The 17070-nt window shown below is 32.6% G+C and carries 19 protein-coding genes; 2 read left to right on the top strand and 17 right to left on the bottom strand.

Translation table 11 applies throughout. The features are described from left to right. Nucleotides 1-302: 302 nt before the first annotated feature. The 16 genes from ACHRVX_RS06030 to ACHRVX_RS05955 all read right to left on the bottom strand — a co-directional run bounded on the left by ACHRVX_RS06030 (nt 303) and on the right by ACHRVX_RS05955 (nt 11564). On the bottom strand, nt 303-1379 hold the full coding sequence (locus tag ACHRVX_RS06030; protein WP_395330243.1) for a calcium:proton antiporter: 1077 nt from the start codon (nt 1377-1379) through the stop codon (nt 303-305). Nucleotides 1380-1674: 295 nt separating this feature from the next. Further along, nucleotides 1675-2082, bottom strand: coding sequence for a VOC family protein (locus ACHRVX_RS06025; RefSeq protein ID WP_395330241.1), 408 nt, complete (start codon nt 2080-2082; stop codon nt 1675-1677). An 81-nt stretch (nt 2083-2163) separates the two neighbouring features. After that, on the bottom strand, nt 2164-2667 hold the full coding sequence (locus ACHRVX_RS06020) for an endonuclease V (protein ID WP_395330239.1): 504 nt from the start codon (nt 2665-2667) through the stop codon (nt 2164-2166). Between the two features lie 151 nt (nt 2668-2818). Beyond that, nucleotides 2819-3376 (bottom strand): DUF4256 domain-containing protein, encoded by a 558-nt coding sequence (locus ACHRVX_RS06015; RefSeq protein WP_395330237.1) that lies wholly within the window; start codon nt 3374-3376, stop codon nt 2819-2821. Between the two features lie 113 nt (nt 3377-3489). After that, nucleotides 3490-3798 carry an ArsR/SmtB family transcription factor gene (locus ACHRVX_RS06010; RefSeq protein WP_395330235.1) on the bottom strand — a complete coding sequence of 103 codons (309 nt, stop codon included), beginning with the start codon at nt 3796-3798 and terminating at the stop codon, nt 3490-3492. Between the two features lie 150 nt (nt 3799-3948). After that, a complete protein-coding gene (locus ACHRVX_RS06005) occupies nt 3949-4317 on the bottom strand; it encodes a hypothetical protein (RefSeq protein ID WP_395330233.1) in 369 nt (122 codons plus the stop codon). A gap of 174 nt (nt 4318-4491) precedes the next feature. After that, complete coding sequence (locus ACHRVX_RS06000) at nt 4492-5190, bottom strand: FAD-binding oxidoreductase (protein ID WP_395330231.1); 699 nt, start codon at nt 5188-5190, stop codon at nt 4492-4494. 56 nt (nt 5191-5246) lie between these two features. Continuing rightward, nucleotides 5247-5822, bottom strand: a complete 576-nt coding sequence (locus tag ACHRVX_RS05995) for a Crp/Fnr family transcriptional regulator (RefSeq protein ID WP_395330229.1) — start codon at nt 5820-5822, stop codon at nt 5247-5249. A 49-nt stretch (nt 5823-5871) separates the two neighbouring features. After that, the gene (locus tag ACHRVX_RS05990) at nt 5872-6012 is read right to left on the bottom strand and encodes a DUF2798 domain-containing protein (protein ID WP_395330287.1); all 141 of its coding nucleotides are present in this window, start codon (nt 6010-6012) and stop codon (nt 5872-5874) included. Between the two features lie 242 nt (nt 6013-6254). Beyond that, complete coding sequence (locus tag ACHRVX_RS05985; RefSeq protein ID WP_395330227.1) at nt 6255-7187, bottom strand: transglutaminase; 933 nt, start codon at nt 7185-7187, stop codon at nt 6255-6257. Between the two features lie 18 nt (nt 7188-7205). Beyond that, nucleotides 7206-8057 carry a substrate-binding domain-containing protein gene (locus ACHRVX_RS05980; RefSeq protein ID WP_395330225.1) on the bottom strand — a complete coding sequence of 284 codons (852 nt, stop codon included), beginning with the start codon at nt 8055-8057 and terminating at the stop codon, nt 7206-7208. Between the two features lie 79 nt (nt 8058-8136). After that, nucleotides 8137-8610 (bottom strand): DUF4265 domain-containing protein, encoded by a 474-nt coding sequence (locus tag ACHRVX_RS05975; RefSeq protein WP_395330223.1) that lies wholly within the window; start codon nt 8608-8610, stop codon nt 8137-8139. Nucleotides 8611-8650: 40 nt separating this feature from the next. Then, nucleotides 8651-9520, bottom strand: coding sequence for a nucleoside phosphorylase (locus tag ACHRVX_RS05970; RefSeq protein ID WP_395330221.1), 870 nt, complete (start codon nt 9518-9520; stop codon nt 8651-8653). Between the two features lie 241 nt (nt 9521-9761). After that, entirely contained in the window at nt 9762-10094 is a 333-nt protein-coding gene (locus tag ACHRVX_RS05965) for a translation initiation factor (RefSeq protein WP_395330219.1), read from the bottom strand. Between the two features lie 34 nt (nt 10095-10128). Further along, complete coding sequence (locus ACHRVX_RS05960; RefSeq protein ID WP_395330217.1) at nt 10129-10512, bottom strand: GxxExxY protein; 384 nt, start codon at nt 10510-10512, stop codon at nt 10129-10131. Nucleotides 10513-10613: 101 nt separating this feature from the next. Next, nucleotides 10614-11564, bottom strand: coding sequence for an isopenicillin N synthase family dioxygenase (locus tag ACHRVX_RS05955; protein ID WP_395330215.1), 951 nt, complete (start codon nt 11562-11564; stop codon nt 10614-10616). A gap of 172 nt (nt 11565-11736) precedes the next feature. On the opposite strand from ACHRVX_RS05955, the gene ACHRVX_RS05950 reads away from it, so the two are divergent. Then, nucleotides 11737-13713: a thiamine pyrophosphate-dependent enzyme gene (locus ACHRVX_RS05950; RefSeq protein ID WP_395330213.1), complete on the top strand. Its 1977-nt coding sequence runs from the start codon at nt 11737-11739 to the stop codon at nt 13711-13713. A gap of 67 nt (nt 13714-13780) precedes the next feature. Next, complete coding sequence (locus ACHRVX_RS05945) at nt 13781-15523, top strand: DUF885 domain-containing protein (RefSeq protein WP_395330211.1); 1743 nt, start codon at nt 13781-13783, stop codon at nt 15521-15523. Nucleotides 15524-16078: 555 nt separating this feature from the next. Here ACHRVX_RS05945 and ACHRVX_RS05940 read toward each other — a convergent pair. Continuing rightward, nucleotides 16079-17050 (bottom strand): zinc-binding alcohol dehydrogenase family protein, encoded by a 972-nt coding sequence (locus tag ACHRVX_RS05940; protein ID WP_395330209.1) that lies wholly within the window; start codon nt 17048-17050, stop codon nt 16079-16081. Nucleotides 17051-17070: the final 20 nt, after the last annotated feature.

Here is a 17070-nt window from a genome sequence, read left to right as displayed (position 1 = left end):
TAGTTAATAAATAATAGCTAAAGAGTAAACAAATGCCTTTTACAATTTTAATTTATAAGATTTATATTCTAAATTAATAGTTATTTCCTGCTAATATAGGAAATATCTTTACTCAGAATAATTGTACAATTGAAGTTAATTAAAGACTTATGAACATTCTATTTTTTTGAGAATTCGTTTAGATTTACCGGAATAATCTTAAACAGACAAGGTAAAAAATTCTCGAAAAAACATTTCATAAAGCAAAAAAACTCCAGTATTAGCTGGAGTTTTTTGTTTAGTTTATGTGATTTTATAATAAATCAAGGATATATCATCAGGAATATAAAAGCAAATAAATTTACGAGCAATACAACTCCGTAAACAATATTCGATTTTCCTTTGCTTAAGGACAACATTACGGTAAATACTGATAATGCCAAAAGAACTATTGATTTAATGTCAAGTCCCAGAATAATAGGCATATCCATCATGATACAAACTGCTGCAACACTAGGAATCGTTAATCCAATACTTGCTAAAGCAGAACCCAAAGCCAAATTAATACTCGTTTGAAGTCGGTTTTTTCTTGCCGCTATAATTGCCGCAATCGCTTCAGGCAATAAAATTATAATTGCAATTACAACCCCAACTAATGTCTTTGGCAAATTGTAGCCTACAATAATACTTTCGATAGTAGGAGAAAGCGTTTTTGCTAATAATACAACAATTCCTAAGCTTACAATCAGGAAAACCAGACTTGTATAAAAGGTTTTATTATTGATTGCTATTGGTTCAACTACTTCTTCGTTTTCATCATCGCCAACAGTCAGAAAATATTGTCTGTATCTGCTGGTTTGGGCGAATAAAAAAGAAGCATAAATAACAATACAGGCAATAGAAGCAAAAACCAATTGTGGTATTGAATAGTAGGATCCGGCAACACTTTCGGTAAAAGTTGGGAATACCAATGTAAATACGATAATTGAAACCAGTGAAACTAAACCAATGGTTACTGACGAAGGAGAAAAATTTTGTTCGTAATGTTTTAATCCTCCAATTAAAAGGCATAAACCAATAATACCGTTCAAAATAAGCATTGTGGCGGCATAAACAGTATCTCTCGCTAATGAAGCCGCCGCAGATCCTTCGGACAACATTAATGAAACAATAATTGAAACTTCGATCACAGTTATAGATATTGCTAAAATAATGGTTCCGTAAGGTTCTCCAACTCGTTCTGCAATTATTTCAGAATGATGTACCGCTGACATAACACTCAGAATAAGTAATATACTTGCAATAATTTGAAAGATGCTGCTATTGTCAACAAGTCCGCTAAAAAAGAGAATCCAGGATAAGGCTGGAATTATAATCGTCCACTGAAGTAATTGTTTCATTTTTGTACTATTTTAATGCTTATAAATTAATTATTGCTAATTGCTTTTAACGCAAATCAGCATTTTTATTTTCCCCAATATAAGGCTTTTATTTTAGTTGAAATAGTTAAAAGACTACATTTTGGGCATTTTGAAGCCAAAAAAAGCATCTTTACAAAAAAATAATTTTAAGATAAAACATTAAAAAACAGAATTTTACAGACACGAAAAAAGCTCCGTCAGAAATAATGGAGCTTTTTTTTAATTATTTTAAATCAAGATCATTTTCAGACCTTTTATTTCCATATTTATCTCATTAAACAGGTTCCCAAAGTTCTATTTTATTACCGTCAGCATCTATAATATGCACAAATTTCCCATATTCAGATGTTTCAATAGTATCGAGAATCGTTACTTTATTTTTCAGGAGTTGTTCAACAAGTCCTTCAATATTCTGAACGCGATAATTAATCATAAAATCTTTTTTAGAAGGGGAGAAGTATTCATCTCCTTTTTTGAAAGGACTCCATTGAAGCGAATTGACTTCATCAGGATTATTGAGATTTCTGGATTCAAAAGTCGAACCCCAATCATTGACATCAAATCCTAAATTCGTTTTATACCAATCTCTGGTCTCCTGCGGATTTTCTGTAAAAAAGAAAATACCGCCAATTCCTGTCACTTTTGGTGTAGAATTGTCTGTTTGATTTTTTTGATCTTCCATGATGTCTTTTTATTTCATTGCTATGATAAATTTAAAAAATTTATCAAGAAATATTGATTTTTAATTAGTTAAGAGTAAAAATTAATCATCCTTAGTCAATCGATCCATTTCCTTTAGCAGAGTTGGCATTCTATATTCACCAGACATGCTTTGTATTTTCTCGAAAGCATCATCCAATTCAATTCCTATAGAAGTAATATAAAGTGGCTTTTTACTTTCACCTCTAAATATAGCGCGTTTGTATTTTTCGATAGATGCAAAGTTTGTTTTTGCAACGCCAATAATCGGAATCTCCTTATTTAGTTTTTCATATAAATAACCTCCTAAACCATACTTTTTTTGATCATCAAGATAAACAAAACCATCAACAATAATAACTTCAATGTTTTTTAAATCCATCTTATTTAATACACTCAATATACAAGGCAATTCTCTTTTATAAAATTCTCCCGGAATATATTCTTCCACGTTGTCAATGATTTCAGAATGAATTTTAAAATTTTCGCTTTGATTCCATTCTGTAAATTCAAGGCAGATAGTTTTTGCTTTTCCGTCGTAATAATAAGTGTCGAAGGCTAAAATCATAAGATATTTTTATTGTTTTGCTAATATAGATAATTAGTAAGTTCCTATACAAGATTACAGTTTTAATTATGAGCAAATCTCTTATTATAACAAAAGAAAACCTTCAACTAAAGCTGAAGGTTTAAAAAACACTTTTTTATTTTGTACATGATTATACTTTCAACAATCCGCGAAAACCTCTTGCAGCATAATAAGAATCAGCGCCATTGTGATAAACAAATACTGTATTATAACGAAAATCAGAGAATATTGCACCGCCTAATTTCCTGATATCTGCCGGTGTTGCGATCCAGCTTGACGTTTTAGAATCAAATTTGCCCAATTGCTGAAGTTCTTTATATTGTAGTTCATTCAATATCTCAATTCCCATTTCTTCAGCCATATTAATTGCGCTGTTTGCGGGTTTATTTTCTTTTCTTTTTTCTAGTGCTTCATGATCGTAACATATACTTCTTCGACCTTTAGGACTTTCGGCAGAACAGTCGTAGAAAATATATTCGTTTGTATTTTTATCAAAACCTACTACATCGGGTTCTCCTTCAGTTCTTTCCATTTCGTCCAGCGACCATAATTTATCCGGATTTGCTTCGAGTTTCGCTTTTACTTTTGACCATTCAATATCTTTATGTCTATTTGTATTATTTTCGAAGCGGGTTTCTAAAACATTCAGTAACTCCTGTATTTGTTCAGATGATAATTTATTTTTCATACTTTTTATTTTATAGTTTAACCGCAATAATTTTTCTGTCTAAAGGTCTGAAATACCAGGAAATAACCGTTAGAACTACTAATAAGCCTGGTCCAAAATATGCTAAACCCTCATTAGTTTTTCATTATTGCCTCTAATTTATTAAAGCGATCCTCCCACATCTGGCGGAAAGGCTCAATGAAATCAGCAACTTCTTTCATTTTTTTAGCATTCGTGAGATAATAAATTTCTCGTCCGTTTTGTTGCTGACTTAATAATTCACATTCCGTAAGAATCTGAATGTGTTTTGAAATTGTTTGTCGCGACGAATCAAAATTTTCAGCAATAATACCGGGTGTCATTGCCTGAATGGCCGTTAAACTTAATATTGCCCTGCGGGTAGGGTCGGCTATAGCTTGAAAAACATCTCTACGAATTTCCATTGTGCAGTTATTTGACTGCAAATATAATGCAGTTATTCGACTGCGCAAAATTTTATTCCATTTTATTCATTCAATATCAGCTATTTATAAAATAAAAAACCACGCTAATTTTACATTAACATGGTTTCATTATGTTTTTTTAAAGTTGCCCTATATTTTTTTAAGTGTAATTTTCATTTCCTTACTATCCAGTATTAATTGGTCGTCTGTAATAGTACTTTCACAAGGATATGGAGTTCCTGTTTCATCTTTAATCACTAAACTCTTTCCACCTTTTGTTAATGCAAAAGTACCATTATTTATTTCATTTTGTAAATATCCTGTTACATGTCCATCTTCTGTAAAAGTAAGCGTTCCGTTAGTAAGAATCACATTTTTTACCGAATCAGAAAGAGGTGCTTTAGGTTCAACAGCTGTAATTTTCCAGGAGTTTACCAGTTTATTGCGACCATTGTGACACGAAACCATTAATACTGCTAATAATGCAATTGCGAAGATAAATAATTTAGAATTTCTCATGATTTTGGGATTAAAGTTAGACAAGAGAAAATTACAAAAATTATTTTAATAAAAATCTAAAAATCAAATATTTATAAAATAATCAGAAAAATAAACTTACAATTTAAATCCGAACATTAATTGGCAATTATAGCCAAAGATTAAAGGCATAAATTCTCGATTTTTTTGAGCTAATTAAATATCTTTAATTTCTTTCCAAAAAGGTTTTGATCGCAATTGGTTACTATTCCATTTTTTTTGATTCTTAAAATAGTCATGCAAAGTGATTACCGTTTTTGGTTCACCTAAAATATAAGCAAATCCCGTTCCCGAAAAATCAGGTTCAAGAGCCTCTATTTTCTGCTGTACCAATTCTGGAATCAAGGGATTAATTACATAATAATCAAAAGGAAAACTACCATCAATATCAGGAAAAATGTCTCTTTGACTGTAAGCATAAATAAAGCTGAATACCTTTTTATTAATTGAAAGATTTCTATTAATTTCATAAAGATGGGAAAGTGATGTGATATCGCCAATGAGATAATAATAGTCTGCCGATTCATTGATAAGGAGCTTTCCTTTGGGCGGATTAAAATAAAGAATATCACCGTTTTTGAGCGTACTTACCCAATGAGCACCTTTTCCATTTGAAAATGTACAAATAGCAACATCAATAATCTGGTGAACGGGTTCATAATTCCAAATAGAATATTTACGAGTTTCTAAATTTGATAAAATTTCACCATTACCAAGATAAATATCTAAAGTAAATCCCGGAACATATTGCATTTTATCAAAATCCTCACTTTGTATTTTTAGATGAAACACATGTCTGTTAAGCTGTTTTATTTCAATCAGTTGTCCTTTTTGAATTTCAATATTTGTTTCCATATTTTTAATTTTAAATGCAAATATCAAAAACAGAACAGCGCTTTTATTGACTTAGATCAAAATCTGATTTTCGATTTTAACCTGCTTAAAGTTTCCTGGGAAATATTTAAATAGGAAGCTACCATTTTATTGGGCAGGCGTTGAACAAAATTTGGATTTTGGCTTAATAATAATTTGTAACGTTCTCTGGCATCCATTGTTATAAATGACATTAAGCGTTTTGTATTAGTAACATACGCCATTTCCAGATAATGACGATAAAATTTTTCCCAAGCCGGAATTATTTCTGTCAAATGATAAAAATCTTTTCTTGTTATATAAAGCAATTCTGTTTCTTCAAGAGCCTGAATAAATTCAAAAGAAGGTTCTTCTGTTATAAAACTGACTAAAGCCGTTGCAAAATTATTTTCAAAAGCCAGATATCGGGTTGAATCTGCGCCCTCTTCATTAATAAAGAAAATTCGCAGACAGCCCGAGCCAACGAAAAACATTCGCTGGCTCGTTTGTCCCTGAGTTACTAAAACTTCGTTTCTTGAAGGCGTCAATGGCTTAAAGAAAGACAATATTGTATTGAATTCAGAATCTGAAACTATTATTTCTTTGCGAATGTAATCTTCAATTTGTTTATACATTGATACTCAACTATTAGTTTTAGGAAGTTTGCATGGATTATAATTCAGATTATCCGGTAGTTATCTTTTCAGAAAGTTTCCTTGCATTTGGTATTATTAAAAAAGCGGCAATATAAGCCACCGGCAGCATTATACTCCATGCCTTGAGAAACTTAAAGAACCAATCTTCTCCAAATCCATAATTACGAATCCAACAAATGCCATAATTAACGTCATTGGGATTACAACAAATAAGGTGTTGATGTACTTGAAATATTTCTTTTTCATTTTAAAAATTTTGAATTTATAATGCTGCAAAGATGTTGTATCAGTATAAATTCAAAATTGACTTAGATCAAAAACGAATTTTTTTATGGAAATAAAATGTAAGACTTAGAAAAAAATAATTCCAGTGCGCCTTGACAAGAACCTCAGACCTTGCAACTTTGAACCTTAGTTAAGAGTTAAAGCTCCTAAAATTTCCTCGTACATAAATGGTCCGCCGGGATATTTAGCTGTATAATCAAGGTTCATCCATACCTGACCGCGTTCATCAATATGATAATGGATTTTCTTTTTATAACTTTCTTTTACAAAAAGTACATTTTTGATTAAATAATTGACTTTTTCCAGATCGATTAAAGAGCCAATCAGGATTTCGGGATAAATATGACCTTTGGTATGAATTAAACGCGGAGTTCCGCCAATAGAGCGAATTGCGGCTGCCATTAAAATGGAATGATCGTCGCAATCTCCTGAAAAATATTCTAATGATTCGCTTGCCGTCGCAATATAATCGCCTTCTTTAGGATCATTTACATAGTTCCAGCGGCTGTTAATCTCCTTAAAAACAGCAAAACACTGAATTATAGTTCTGTAATCTGAATATCCTTTGATGCCTTTAAAATGTTCAGTTGTCGCCATAATGGCAAAATTCCGAACCTTTGGATTCTGATATTCGATTGCGTTTATAATTTTTGATTTATTGGGAAACGGAAGCAATTTTGCCACAATAATATCCTGAGGAAAAGGATTATCTGACATGGTATAAATCATTGAATTATAATCCTCTGAGATTTCACTAAAACCATAATTACCAATAACACTTCCGTAGATTAAAACCAATAAATAAACCGCAATACACAAAATTATTATGGTTCGTAAATACATTAGCAAAAAGAAAATCGCGGCAAAAACAAAAATGAAGATAAAAATACGGTCTAAATTGAAAGACCATTCTAAATCAATCAGGTTTTGATGCAGTATGATAAAAACCGGTACCGTAATTAAAAGACTCAACAGCATAATAATAATCCTGTCCCAGGGTGATTTCACCTGTAATTTGGATTTTAATTGCGGAAAGTCAATTTTAGGAAATTTTATCATAAGAATCAAAAGCAGTATTTACAGCGCTTTTACAGTTTCAACAAAAGTACTTTTTTTATCAATAATTCCCAGATCAAATAACTGATTTTGGATTTTAATAAATGCTTTTTCACTCAAATTCTTCTGAGACCATTGTGTAAGTGTAAGCCATTCCTGAATATCTTCAATTTTTTGATTGAAAAGTTCTGATAATGTTTTATCTATATTAGGAATCTCAGTAAAATCCTGGGTTGTTTTGTTTATAATTTCAAGAATTTTCTCTACAGTTTTAGGATTTTTTTTAAGAAATTCATCACGTACAGTAATTACAAATGAAGGCCATGGAGTAGGGCAGTCGCCAACTCGCCTGAAGATTCCCTGATCTACAAGAGGTTTTGTCATAAAACGTTCCCACATAAAGTAATCAGCGGTTCCTTTTGTCAAGGCATCAACTGCACCATCAATTGTATTAATAATTTCAAATTCCAGATTATCTGTTTTCCAGCCATTTTCATGTGCATTCACATACGCCATCAATTGTGATCCTGAACCTAATCTTGAAATCGCTACTTTTTTATCTTTAAGGTCTTTTACAGTTTGAAAATCAGATTTTGCAGCAACGTGAATCCCCCAGATCAAAGGTGACTGAACATAAATCTGAACAATTTTACTTGGATTTCCGGCAACAATATCTTTTACAATTCCTTCGGTTAAAATAACAGCAATATCAGCTTCACCATCACGAAGCATCTGACACATTTTGCCTGTACCTTCAGGAATGTTTTGCCATTGTAAATCAATGTTTTCAGCTTCAAATTCGCCATTTTCAATACATAAATGCCATGGCAAATTGAAGTGTTCAGGAACACCTACAATTTTTACAGTTTTCATTTTAAGTTAAGTTTAAGTTTGGTAAGCGTATTCTAAGTTTAAGTTTTTTTATTATGTTATTATCAAATTAATATATTTTCTAATTCTTCAATAAATCGGTTCTGTGTTTATCAGACAGGCAAGGTTCAGCAAATTCTATTATCGCATTTGTTTCATACTCTGTAAATAAGCTTTTTACAATCGAATAATCTACATTTTTGATTACTTCAACAGCAAGAAACGTATCATTTAATGCTTCTGACAAACAATTTATTGCTTTTAGTTTTTCTCTTATTATTTCCTTGTCAAATTCTTTGTCTAAAATTAAAACCTGAACAATTGAGTTTCCTGAATGTTCTATGGTTTCTTTATGGATAAAGTATTTTTCATTCTCATCATATTCAGCACGAAAAATATCATCAGTTGCGATCAAAGGTCCAAAAAACGGAATATTATCTAATTTGAAATGTCCTTTCTCTAAATCTATAATTTCCCCCCACATTGTCTCTGATACAATTTCTTCTAAATATGTACTGTAATATTTAAATAGTATTTTTTTATGTGTCTCTGCCATCTCTTTAATTATCTCATTTTCTAATTGACAAATTTTCCAATTAATTCCCAGCCAATTTATTCAATGTATAAGCAATTAACTCATCAACAGCTTTATAAGGATCTTCACTAAAAGTTCCAGATGCACGATTGGCAATTATTGCATTCAATGACAAAGCATTGTGCCCTAAAAGTGCCGAAAGTCCGTAAATTGCTGCCGTTTCCATTTCTAAGTTAGTGATTTTTTCGCCATTAAAGTCAAAATTATCCATTTTACTGTTTAATTCGTCATCCTGGATATTCAAACGTAACACACGACCTTGTGGACCATAAAATCCTCCGGCAGTTGCAGTAATTCCCTTGAACATTTTATCTGACTCAATTATTTTTTCTAAAACTTCAGAACAAGCAATCGCATAAGGTCTTCCTTTTCTAATATCCCAATTGGTATGCGTAACAAAAGCATCTTCAATGGCTGCATTCGAAACTTTGTCGATTAAATAAGAGCGAAGCATATTATCTAAACCAAGTCCATATTTAGACATTACAAAACTATCCACAGGAATATCAGCATGCAAAGATCCTGAAGTTCCAATTCTGATAATATTCAATGAAGTAAGATTTTCTTTTGGCTGACGCGTTTCTAAATCAATGTTGACCAAAGCGTCTAATTCATTGATAACAATATCAATATTATCAGGACCAATTCCCGTTGACATTACTGTTATTCTTTTCCCTTTGTAAATTCCGGTTTGGGTTTTAAATTCTCTTTTTTGTGTAGAAAATTCAATAGAATCAAAAAACTGAGTGATTTTTTCGACTCTGTTTTGATCTCCAACAAAAATTATATCGTGTGCTATATGTTCAGGAAGAAGATTTAAGTGATAAACGCTCCCGTCCGGATTAAGTATTAATTCTGAATTTTGTATCATTTTTTTAAGGTAATTAGGTTTTAAGTGGCAAAGGTTCAAAGGTTTTCTGTAGAGGCGTACTATTCTGCATCTTTTTAGCCCACAGATTTAATGGATTGAGCAGATTGTCACAGTTTTTTAAGGTTCTACGGTTTTGTAGAGGCGCACAGAAGTGCGTCTTTTTTATCAGATCATTTTAGGCATTTGCTTTAAGTCTTACAACAAACTTGAAACTTTAAACCTGAAACAATTTTAAACACTTTCATCCCCCAACACGTTTTGTTTTAAATCCTTTTGCTTTAAGGATTTCCATTATTTTATCGCGGTAATCGCCTTGAATAATGATCGAAGCATCTTTAAAAGTTCCGCCAACGCTTAATTTCGTTTTAATTTCTTTAGCCAGAATTTTAAAATCTTCGTCGCTTCCTTCGTAACCTTCAATAATTGTGGTGGCTTTTCCTTTTCGTTTTTCGAATTTACAAATCATGGGCTCTTTTTGCACATACAGCACATGTTCTTGTTCCTGAACTTCTTCAGGTTCGTTAGATTCTACGTGATCCGGAAATAAGTTTTTTAATTGATCTTGTAAGTCCATTTTATATGTTTTTTGAACGCTGATGACGCGGATTTTATTTTCTGAAGTTTTGATATACTTTTCTAATAAATTCGGGTTTCTTTCCAAAATTTAAAAGTAGCCCAACTTCACAATCAGTTGCCTTTAAATAATTTATTATTTGAAACTCATTTGCTTCAATTAAACATTCTTGCGCTTTCAATTCTAAAATTACGCAATCATTAACAATAATATCTGCAACGTAATCTCCAACGTCAATATTTTTATAATATACTTTTATTTTTTTCTGAGCTTCTACTTTATATCCGTTCAATCGAAGTTCATAAAATAATGAATTTTGATAAACTCTTTCAAGAAAACCATATCCCAATTCGTTATAAACATCATAAAATATTTTTAAGATAGCTTTCGTTAATTCTTCATGCAAAAGACTATTCATATTTATAATTTTAAATCCGCGTTATCCGCGTTCTAATTTAATAGCAAAGAGACATCAGGAAATAACCCAATGCCTCTTTACAAATTAGTATTAATTTACGTTTATTTTTTAATCAGACCTAAGTCTACTAAACGTTCGTATAAATAATCTCCCGCAGTAATATCTTCAAATTTCTTAGGATTTTCAGCATCAATACAATTTTCTAAACAATCCAGGCGCATATCGCTCACAGGATGCATAAAAAACGGAACTGAGTAACGTGAAGTTCCCCATAATTCTCTTGGCGGATTTACCACCTGGTGAATCGTTGATTTTAATTTGTTGTTGGTATGTCTTGACAACATATCACCCACATTTATTACTAATTCATCATCTTCGGCAATGGCGTCAATCCATTCCCCATCATGATTTTGAACCTGCAATCCTTTTCCCTGAGCACCCATTAAAAGAGTAATCAAATTAATATCTCCGTGAGCAGCGGCACGAATCGCATTGGCCGGCTCAGAAGTAATTGGAGGATAATGAATTGGTCTTAAAATAGAGTTTCCCTCTTTTGCATACTGGTCAAAATAAAACTCATCTAAACCTAAATGCAAAGCCAGGGCTCTTAACACATAAACGCCTGTTTTTTCAAGCATTTGGTAGGCATCTTTACCTACAGCATTAAAACGGGGCAATTCTTTCACTTCAACATTTGCAGGATATTCTGCAGCATATTTGGAATCTTCGTCAACATACTGACCAAAATGCCAAAACTCTTTTAAATCACCTTCTTTACGTCCTTTAGCATGCTCTGTTCCAAAAGAAACATAACCTCTTTGTCCGCCAATTCCGGGAATTTCATAATTATGCTTAGTTTCTACTGGCAAAGCGAAAAATTTTCTAATTTCGCCATAAAGCTCGTCTACTAACTGATCATCTAAAAAGTGACCTTTTAGGGCTACGAAGCCAATGTTTTCAAATGCACTGCCGATTTCATTTACAAATTTTTGTTTACGTTTCGGGTCGTCCGAAAGGAAATCACGTAAGTCTACACTAGGAATGTTTTGCATACTTTACATTTTTATTTTAAGAAATGAAAGGTGTTAAAAGCCTTTCAGTAACAAAGGTAGAGAATATTTTATATTTGAATTTTAAAAGTTATATAAAAATTAAAAAATTATAACAAAAATTAATAAAATTGTTATAATTTTCTATATTTGAAACACTAAAACAACAAACCAAATGATCTTTTACAGACAAAACCTTACCGATGCTCAATTATTAGATTTATATAAAAAAATTCTTAAACCCCGCCTGATTGAGGAAAAGATGCTGATTTTAATCCGACAAGGAAAAGTCTCCAAATGGTTTTCCGGAATAGGACAGGAAGCAATTGCAGTAGGAGTAACATCGGTTTTGGATGAATCTGAATATGTTTTGCCAATGCATCGAAATTTGGGTGTTTTTACTACCAGAAATATTCCGCTTCATCGATTATTTTCGCAATGGCAGGGAAAAGCAAACGGATTCACAAAAGGAAGAGACCGTAGTTTTCATTTTGGAACCCAGGAATATAAAATTATCGGAATGATTTCGCATTTAGGCCCGCAATTAGGAATCGCAGACGGAATTGCCTTAGCAGATAAACTGGAGAAAAATAAAAAAATAACCGCCGTATTTACAGGAGAAGGCGCAACAAGTGAAGGTGATTTTCACGAAGCTTTGAATATTGCCGCAGTCTGGAAATTGCCCGTAATGTTTATTATTGAAAATAATGGTTACGGACTTTCGACCCCTACAAATGAGCAGTATTCTTGTGAAAACCTTGCAGATAAAGGCATTGGCTACGGAATTGAAAGTTATATTATTGACGGAAATAATATTCTGGAAGTTTATAATAAATTGTCACAGTTAAAAGAAGATATGCAAAATGATCCGCATCCGGTTTTACTGGAATTTAAAACTTTTAGAATGCGGGGTCACGAAGAGGCAAGTGGTACAAAATATGTTCCTCAGGAATTAATGGACGAATGGGCTGCCAAAGATCCGGTAACCAATTATAGAGCGTATTTAATTAAAAATAGGGTTTTAACAGCAGAATATGATGAGCAGTTGCATGCTGAAATCAAGCAGGAAATTGACGAAAATTTAGCCATTGCAAATGCCGAACCTGAAATTGTACCAACATTAAGCGGAGAGTTAAATGATGTGTATAAACCTTTTCAATATGAAGAAGTTAATCCTTCTGAAGAAAATAAAAATGTCCGTTTTATAGATGCGATTCGAAATAGTTTAGAACAATCTATGCAACGTCATAGAAACCTCATAATCATGGGGCAGGATATTGCCGAATATGGAGGAGCTTTTAAAATCACAGATGGCTTTGTAGAGTTTTTCGGCAAAGATCGTGTTCGTAACACGCCAATTTGCGAAAGTGCCGTTGTTTCTGCCGCAATGGGATTATCGATTAACGGATATAAAGCGATTGTAGAAATGCAATTTGCTGATTTTGTGTCGACTGGTTTTAACCCCATTGTTAATTTATTAGCGAAATCCCATTATCGCTGGGACGAAAAAGCTGATGTTGTGGTTCGAATGCCATGTGGTGGCGGAACGCAGGCAGGACCTTTTCACTCTCAGACAAATGAAGCCTGGTTTACTAAAACTCCGGGTTTAAAAGTAGTCTATCCCGCATTTCCTTATGATGCAAAAGGTTTATTAAACAGTTCAATAAACGATCCTAATCCGGTTTTATTTTTCGAACACAAACAATTGTACAGAAGTGTTTACCAAGATGTTCAGGTTGATTATTACACTATTCCTTTAGGAAAAGCAGCTTTATTGAAAGAAGGAAGTCAGGTTACCATTATATCTTTTGGTGCGCCTGTACACTGGGCATTAGAAACTCTGGCAAAAAATCCTGAAATCGAAGCCGATTTAATTGATCTGAGAACATTGCAGCCTCTTGATACCGAAACTATTTTTGAATCAGTCAAAAAGACAGGAAAAGTAATTATTTATCAGGAAGATACTTTGTTTGGCGGAATTGCAAGTGATATTTCGGCCTTAATCATGGAAGAATGTTTTGAATATCTCGATGCGCCTGTAAAAAGAGTGGCAAGTTTAGACTCTCCAATTCCGTTTACAAAAGCATTAGAAGATCAGTTTTTACCAAAGAATCGTTTTGAAGAAGTTTTACTGGAATTATTGAAATATTAATTACAATTGGCAAATAGTTTTGCATAAAGGACATTTTTTTTATCTTTAAACCATTAAAAATTAACTTATGAAAAAACTATTTGTTTCATTTTTTGCAATTACCCTGCTATTTTCTTGCAATAAAAGTACTAAGTCTAACGAGGAAAAGGCTTTAGACGGAAAATTCGATAAATACAAAGACGGTTTTGTTACCGCTTTATGGAAGATTAGTCCTGATTGGGCCGCCGGGGTTGGCTACCATAAATTAGACAGCGTGTTGGTTGTTCCAAATGAAGCACAACAAAAAGTCGAGCTGGATTTTATCAATGCTCAACTGGATTCATTAAAACAATTTGATGTTGAGAATTTGTCAGATAACAACAAAACTGATTTCCGAATGATCAAAAATCAACTGGAAAGTTCTGTTTTTAGCATCAAAGAATTAAAATCATACGAATGGAATCCGTCAGAATATAATGTTTGCGGATCTTTTGCAGAAATTTTAAATGGTAAATATGATTCATTAGAAGTTCGTTTGCGTGCCTTTAATGCAAAAATGAATAATGTTCCTGCGTATTATGAAGCCGCCAAAGCGAATATCAAAAATCCAACAATTGAACACACAGAACTTGCAATTGCGCAAAATCTTGGAGGTTCATCTGTTTTTGATGCCGATTTAAATGCTGCTTTAAAACAAAGTAAATTAAGCGACGCTGAGAAAAAAGAAATGCTTGAAAAAGCTATAGTAGCTAAAAAAGCCATTTCTGATTATGCTGAATGGTTAAAAACAACGCCAAACAAAACACCTCGTTCTTTTAGATTAGGAGCTGCGTTATACGCTAAAAAATTCGATTTTAATATTCAGTCCAGCTATACCGCAGATGAGATTTTTAAAATTGCAGTTGATCACAAAAAAGATTTACATGATAAAATGTTTGTTTTGGCTGATAAACTTTGGACAAAATACAAAGGAACTGAACCAAAACCAACAAACAAATTAGATTTAATCAAACAAGTAATTGATAAAATCTCGTTACAGCATACTACACCAGAAAAGTTTCAATCTGAAATAGAAAAGCAAATTCCGGAATTAACCGCTTATGTAAAAGCAAAGGATTTATTATACATTGATCCTTCAAAACCACTTGTAGTTCGTAAAGAACCGGCTTATATGGCTGGAGTTGCAGGAGCTTCTATTTCTGCGCCGGGACCATATGATAAAAATGCAAATACCTACTATAATGTAGGAAGCATGACAGGATGGACCGCTGAAAACTCAGAAAGTTACCTTCGTGAATACAACGATTATATCCTTCAGATCTTAAATATCCACGAAGCAATTCCGGGACATTACACACAGTTAGTCTACAGTAATCAATCGCCGAGTATTATTAAATCTATTTTAGGAAATGGTGCGATGGTTGAAGGCTGGGCTGTTTATGCTGAAAAAATGATGCTGGAAAGTGGTTATAAAAATTCTGATGAAATGTGGTTGATGTACTACAAATGGAATTTAAGAACAACTTGTAATACTATTTTAGATATTAGTGTTCATACAAAAAACATGTCAAAAGAAGCTGCAATTGATTTATTGACCAAAGAAGCTTTCCAGCAACAGGCTGAAGCCGATGGAAAATGGAAACGCGTAACATTATCACAAGTTCAATTGTGTTCTTATTTTACGGGATATACTGAAATTTACAACCTGAGAGAAGAACTTAAAAAACAAGAGGGAGATAAATTTAACCTGAAAAAATTCCATGAGAAATTCTTAAGTTTCGGAAGTGCTCCGGTAAAATATATCAAAGAATTGATGTTGTCGAAAGAGTAATTTTCAATGACATTTTTATAGAAAAGGTTTGACGAGAATTATCTTGTCAAACCTTTTTTTTGTTTTATGGGATTGATGGATTTGTATTTAAAAATGACATAATTTGATATTATAATATTTGTCATCGTTTTATGCCTTAGGGATTTCATATTGGTAGCATTTATTGATAGTCAAAGTCATTTGTTCCCGTTAGGGACAACACAAAATAAATGTGTAGTCCCTAACGGGACAATAGAAATGATTATTGTTTTTTTCTACCAATATATAATCCCTAAGGGATAAATCGCTTGTTTGAAAAATGACCAATGCATTCTAAATCACATTATTATTTTATACCTACTGGATAAATACATTAAATATTTCTAGAATAAACGGCTTTCATAAAAATCGCCATTATTTTTATCCCGTAGGTATTATATGTTGGTAGAATATTAAAATTACAGAAATATTATTGTCCCGCTAGGGACAAAACAAATTGAATAAAAGAATAGTGATGTTAAAATCAGAAAAAGATCCGTTTTTATCCGCGTTCAATCAATTCAACACTATTTATTTTTAAATAATAACCACCAATCGCTTGCCATCAGGAACTTCAATATTCCATGCTTTCCCGATATCAATTAAATTAACGGTTTCAATATTTACTTTTATCTTGTTTTGCGCTGCCAAAAGAAACATTTCCGGAAGTATTTCTGAAAATAATAATTTGACTTCTTCTTTTTTCCAGCTTCCCAATCCGGAACCTGATAGTTGCAAATCCACGCTTCTTAAAATAGCCGCTGATAATTGTATGATATCGCCGGACATTGCACCAATAGAAACATATCTTACTTTATGGGTAAAATTTCCTTTTCCTTTTAAAAACGAAAACAGCAACTCTGCTGAATGTCCCCATAAATAATCCAGAATAATATCAATTGGCGTATTTTGCTGAATTGTCTTTAGTTGCTTGATAATAGCTGCATCATCTTGTTGAAGGGAAATAATTTCGTCAGCGCCTAAAGATAAAAGACTTTGAAGCGTTTTTTCGTTTCTTCCGGTAACAATGATTTTTTTAGCGCCATAATGTTTGGCAATCTGGATCGCCATTTGTCCCGTAAAACCAGTTGCTCCATTTATTAAAACCGTTTCTCCGGATTGGATTCCGGCTCTGAATCGTAAAGCCATTGCAGAACCCGCCACTGCATTTGGCATTGAAGCGGCAATTGCATCACTAATTCCGTGAGGTAAAGGAACTATTCTGCTTTTTTCTACAAGTGCTTTTTCTGCGATTGTTCCTGAAATTCCGCGAGCGTAAACTCTTGTTCCGTCTTCTAATAAACCAATTCCGTCACTGCCAATTACAGTTCCGTTTTGATTTTCATTTTCTGCCGAATAATGATCTCCGCTTACAATTCCTTTATCAAGATTGGTAATGGCTACGGCTTTAACCGAAATCAAAACTTCATTTTCGTTTTGAACAATTGGTGTTGCAAATTCTGCATATTTTGGCAATTCGCCTTTTTTATAAATAACTGCTGCTTTCATAATTATTAAATTTTATGAAG

The sequence above is a fragment of the Flavobacterium sp. FlaQc-47 genome, from assembly GCF_044006475.1.
Taxonomy (GTDB): domain Bacteria; phylum Bacteroidota; class Bacteroidia; order Flavobacteriales; family Flavobacteriaceae; genus Flavobacterium.
This window is presented reverse-complemented; position numbering and strand designations above follow the sequence as displayed.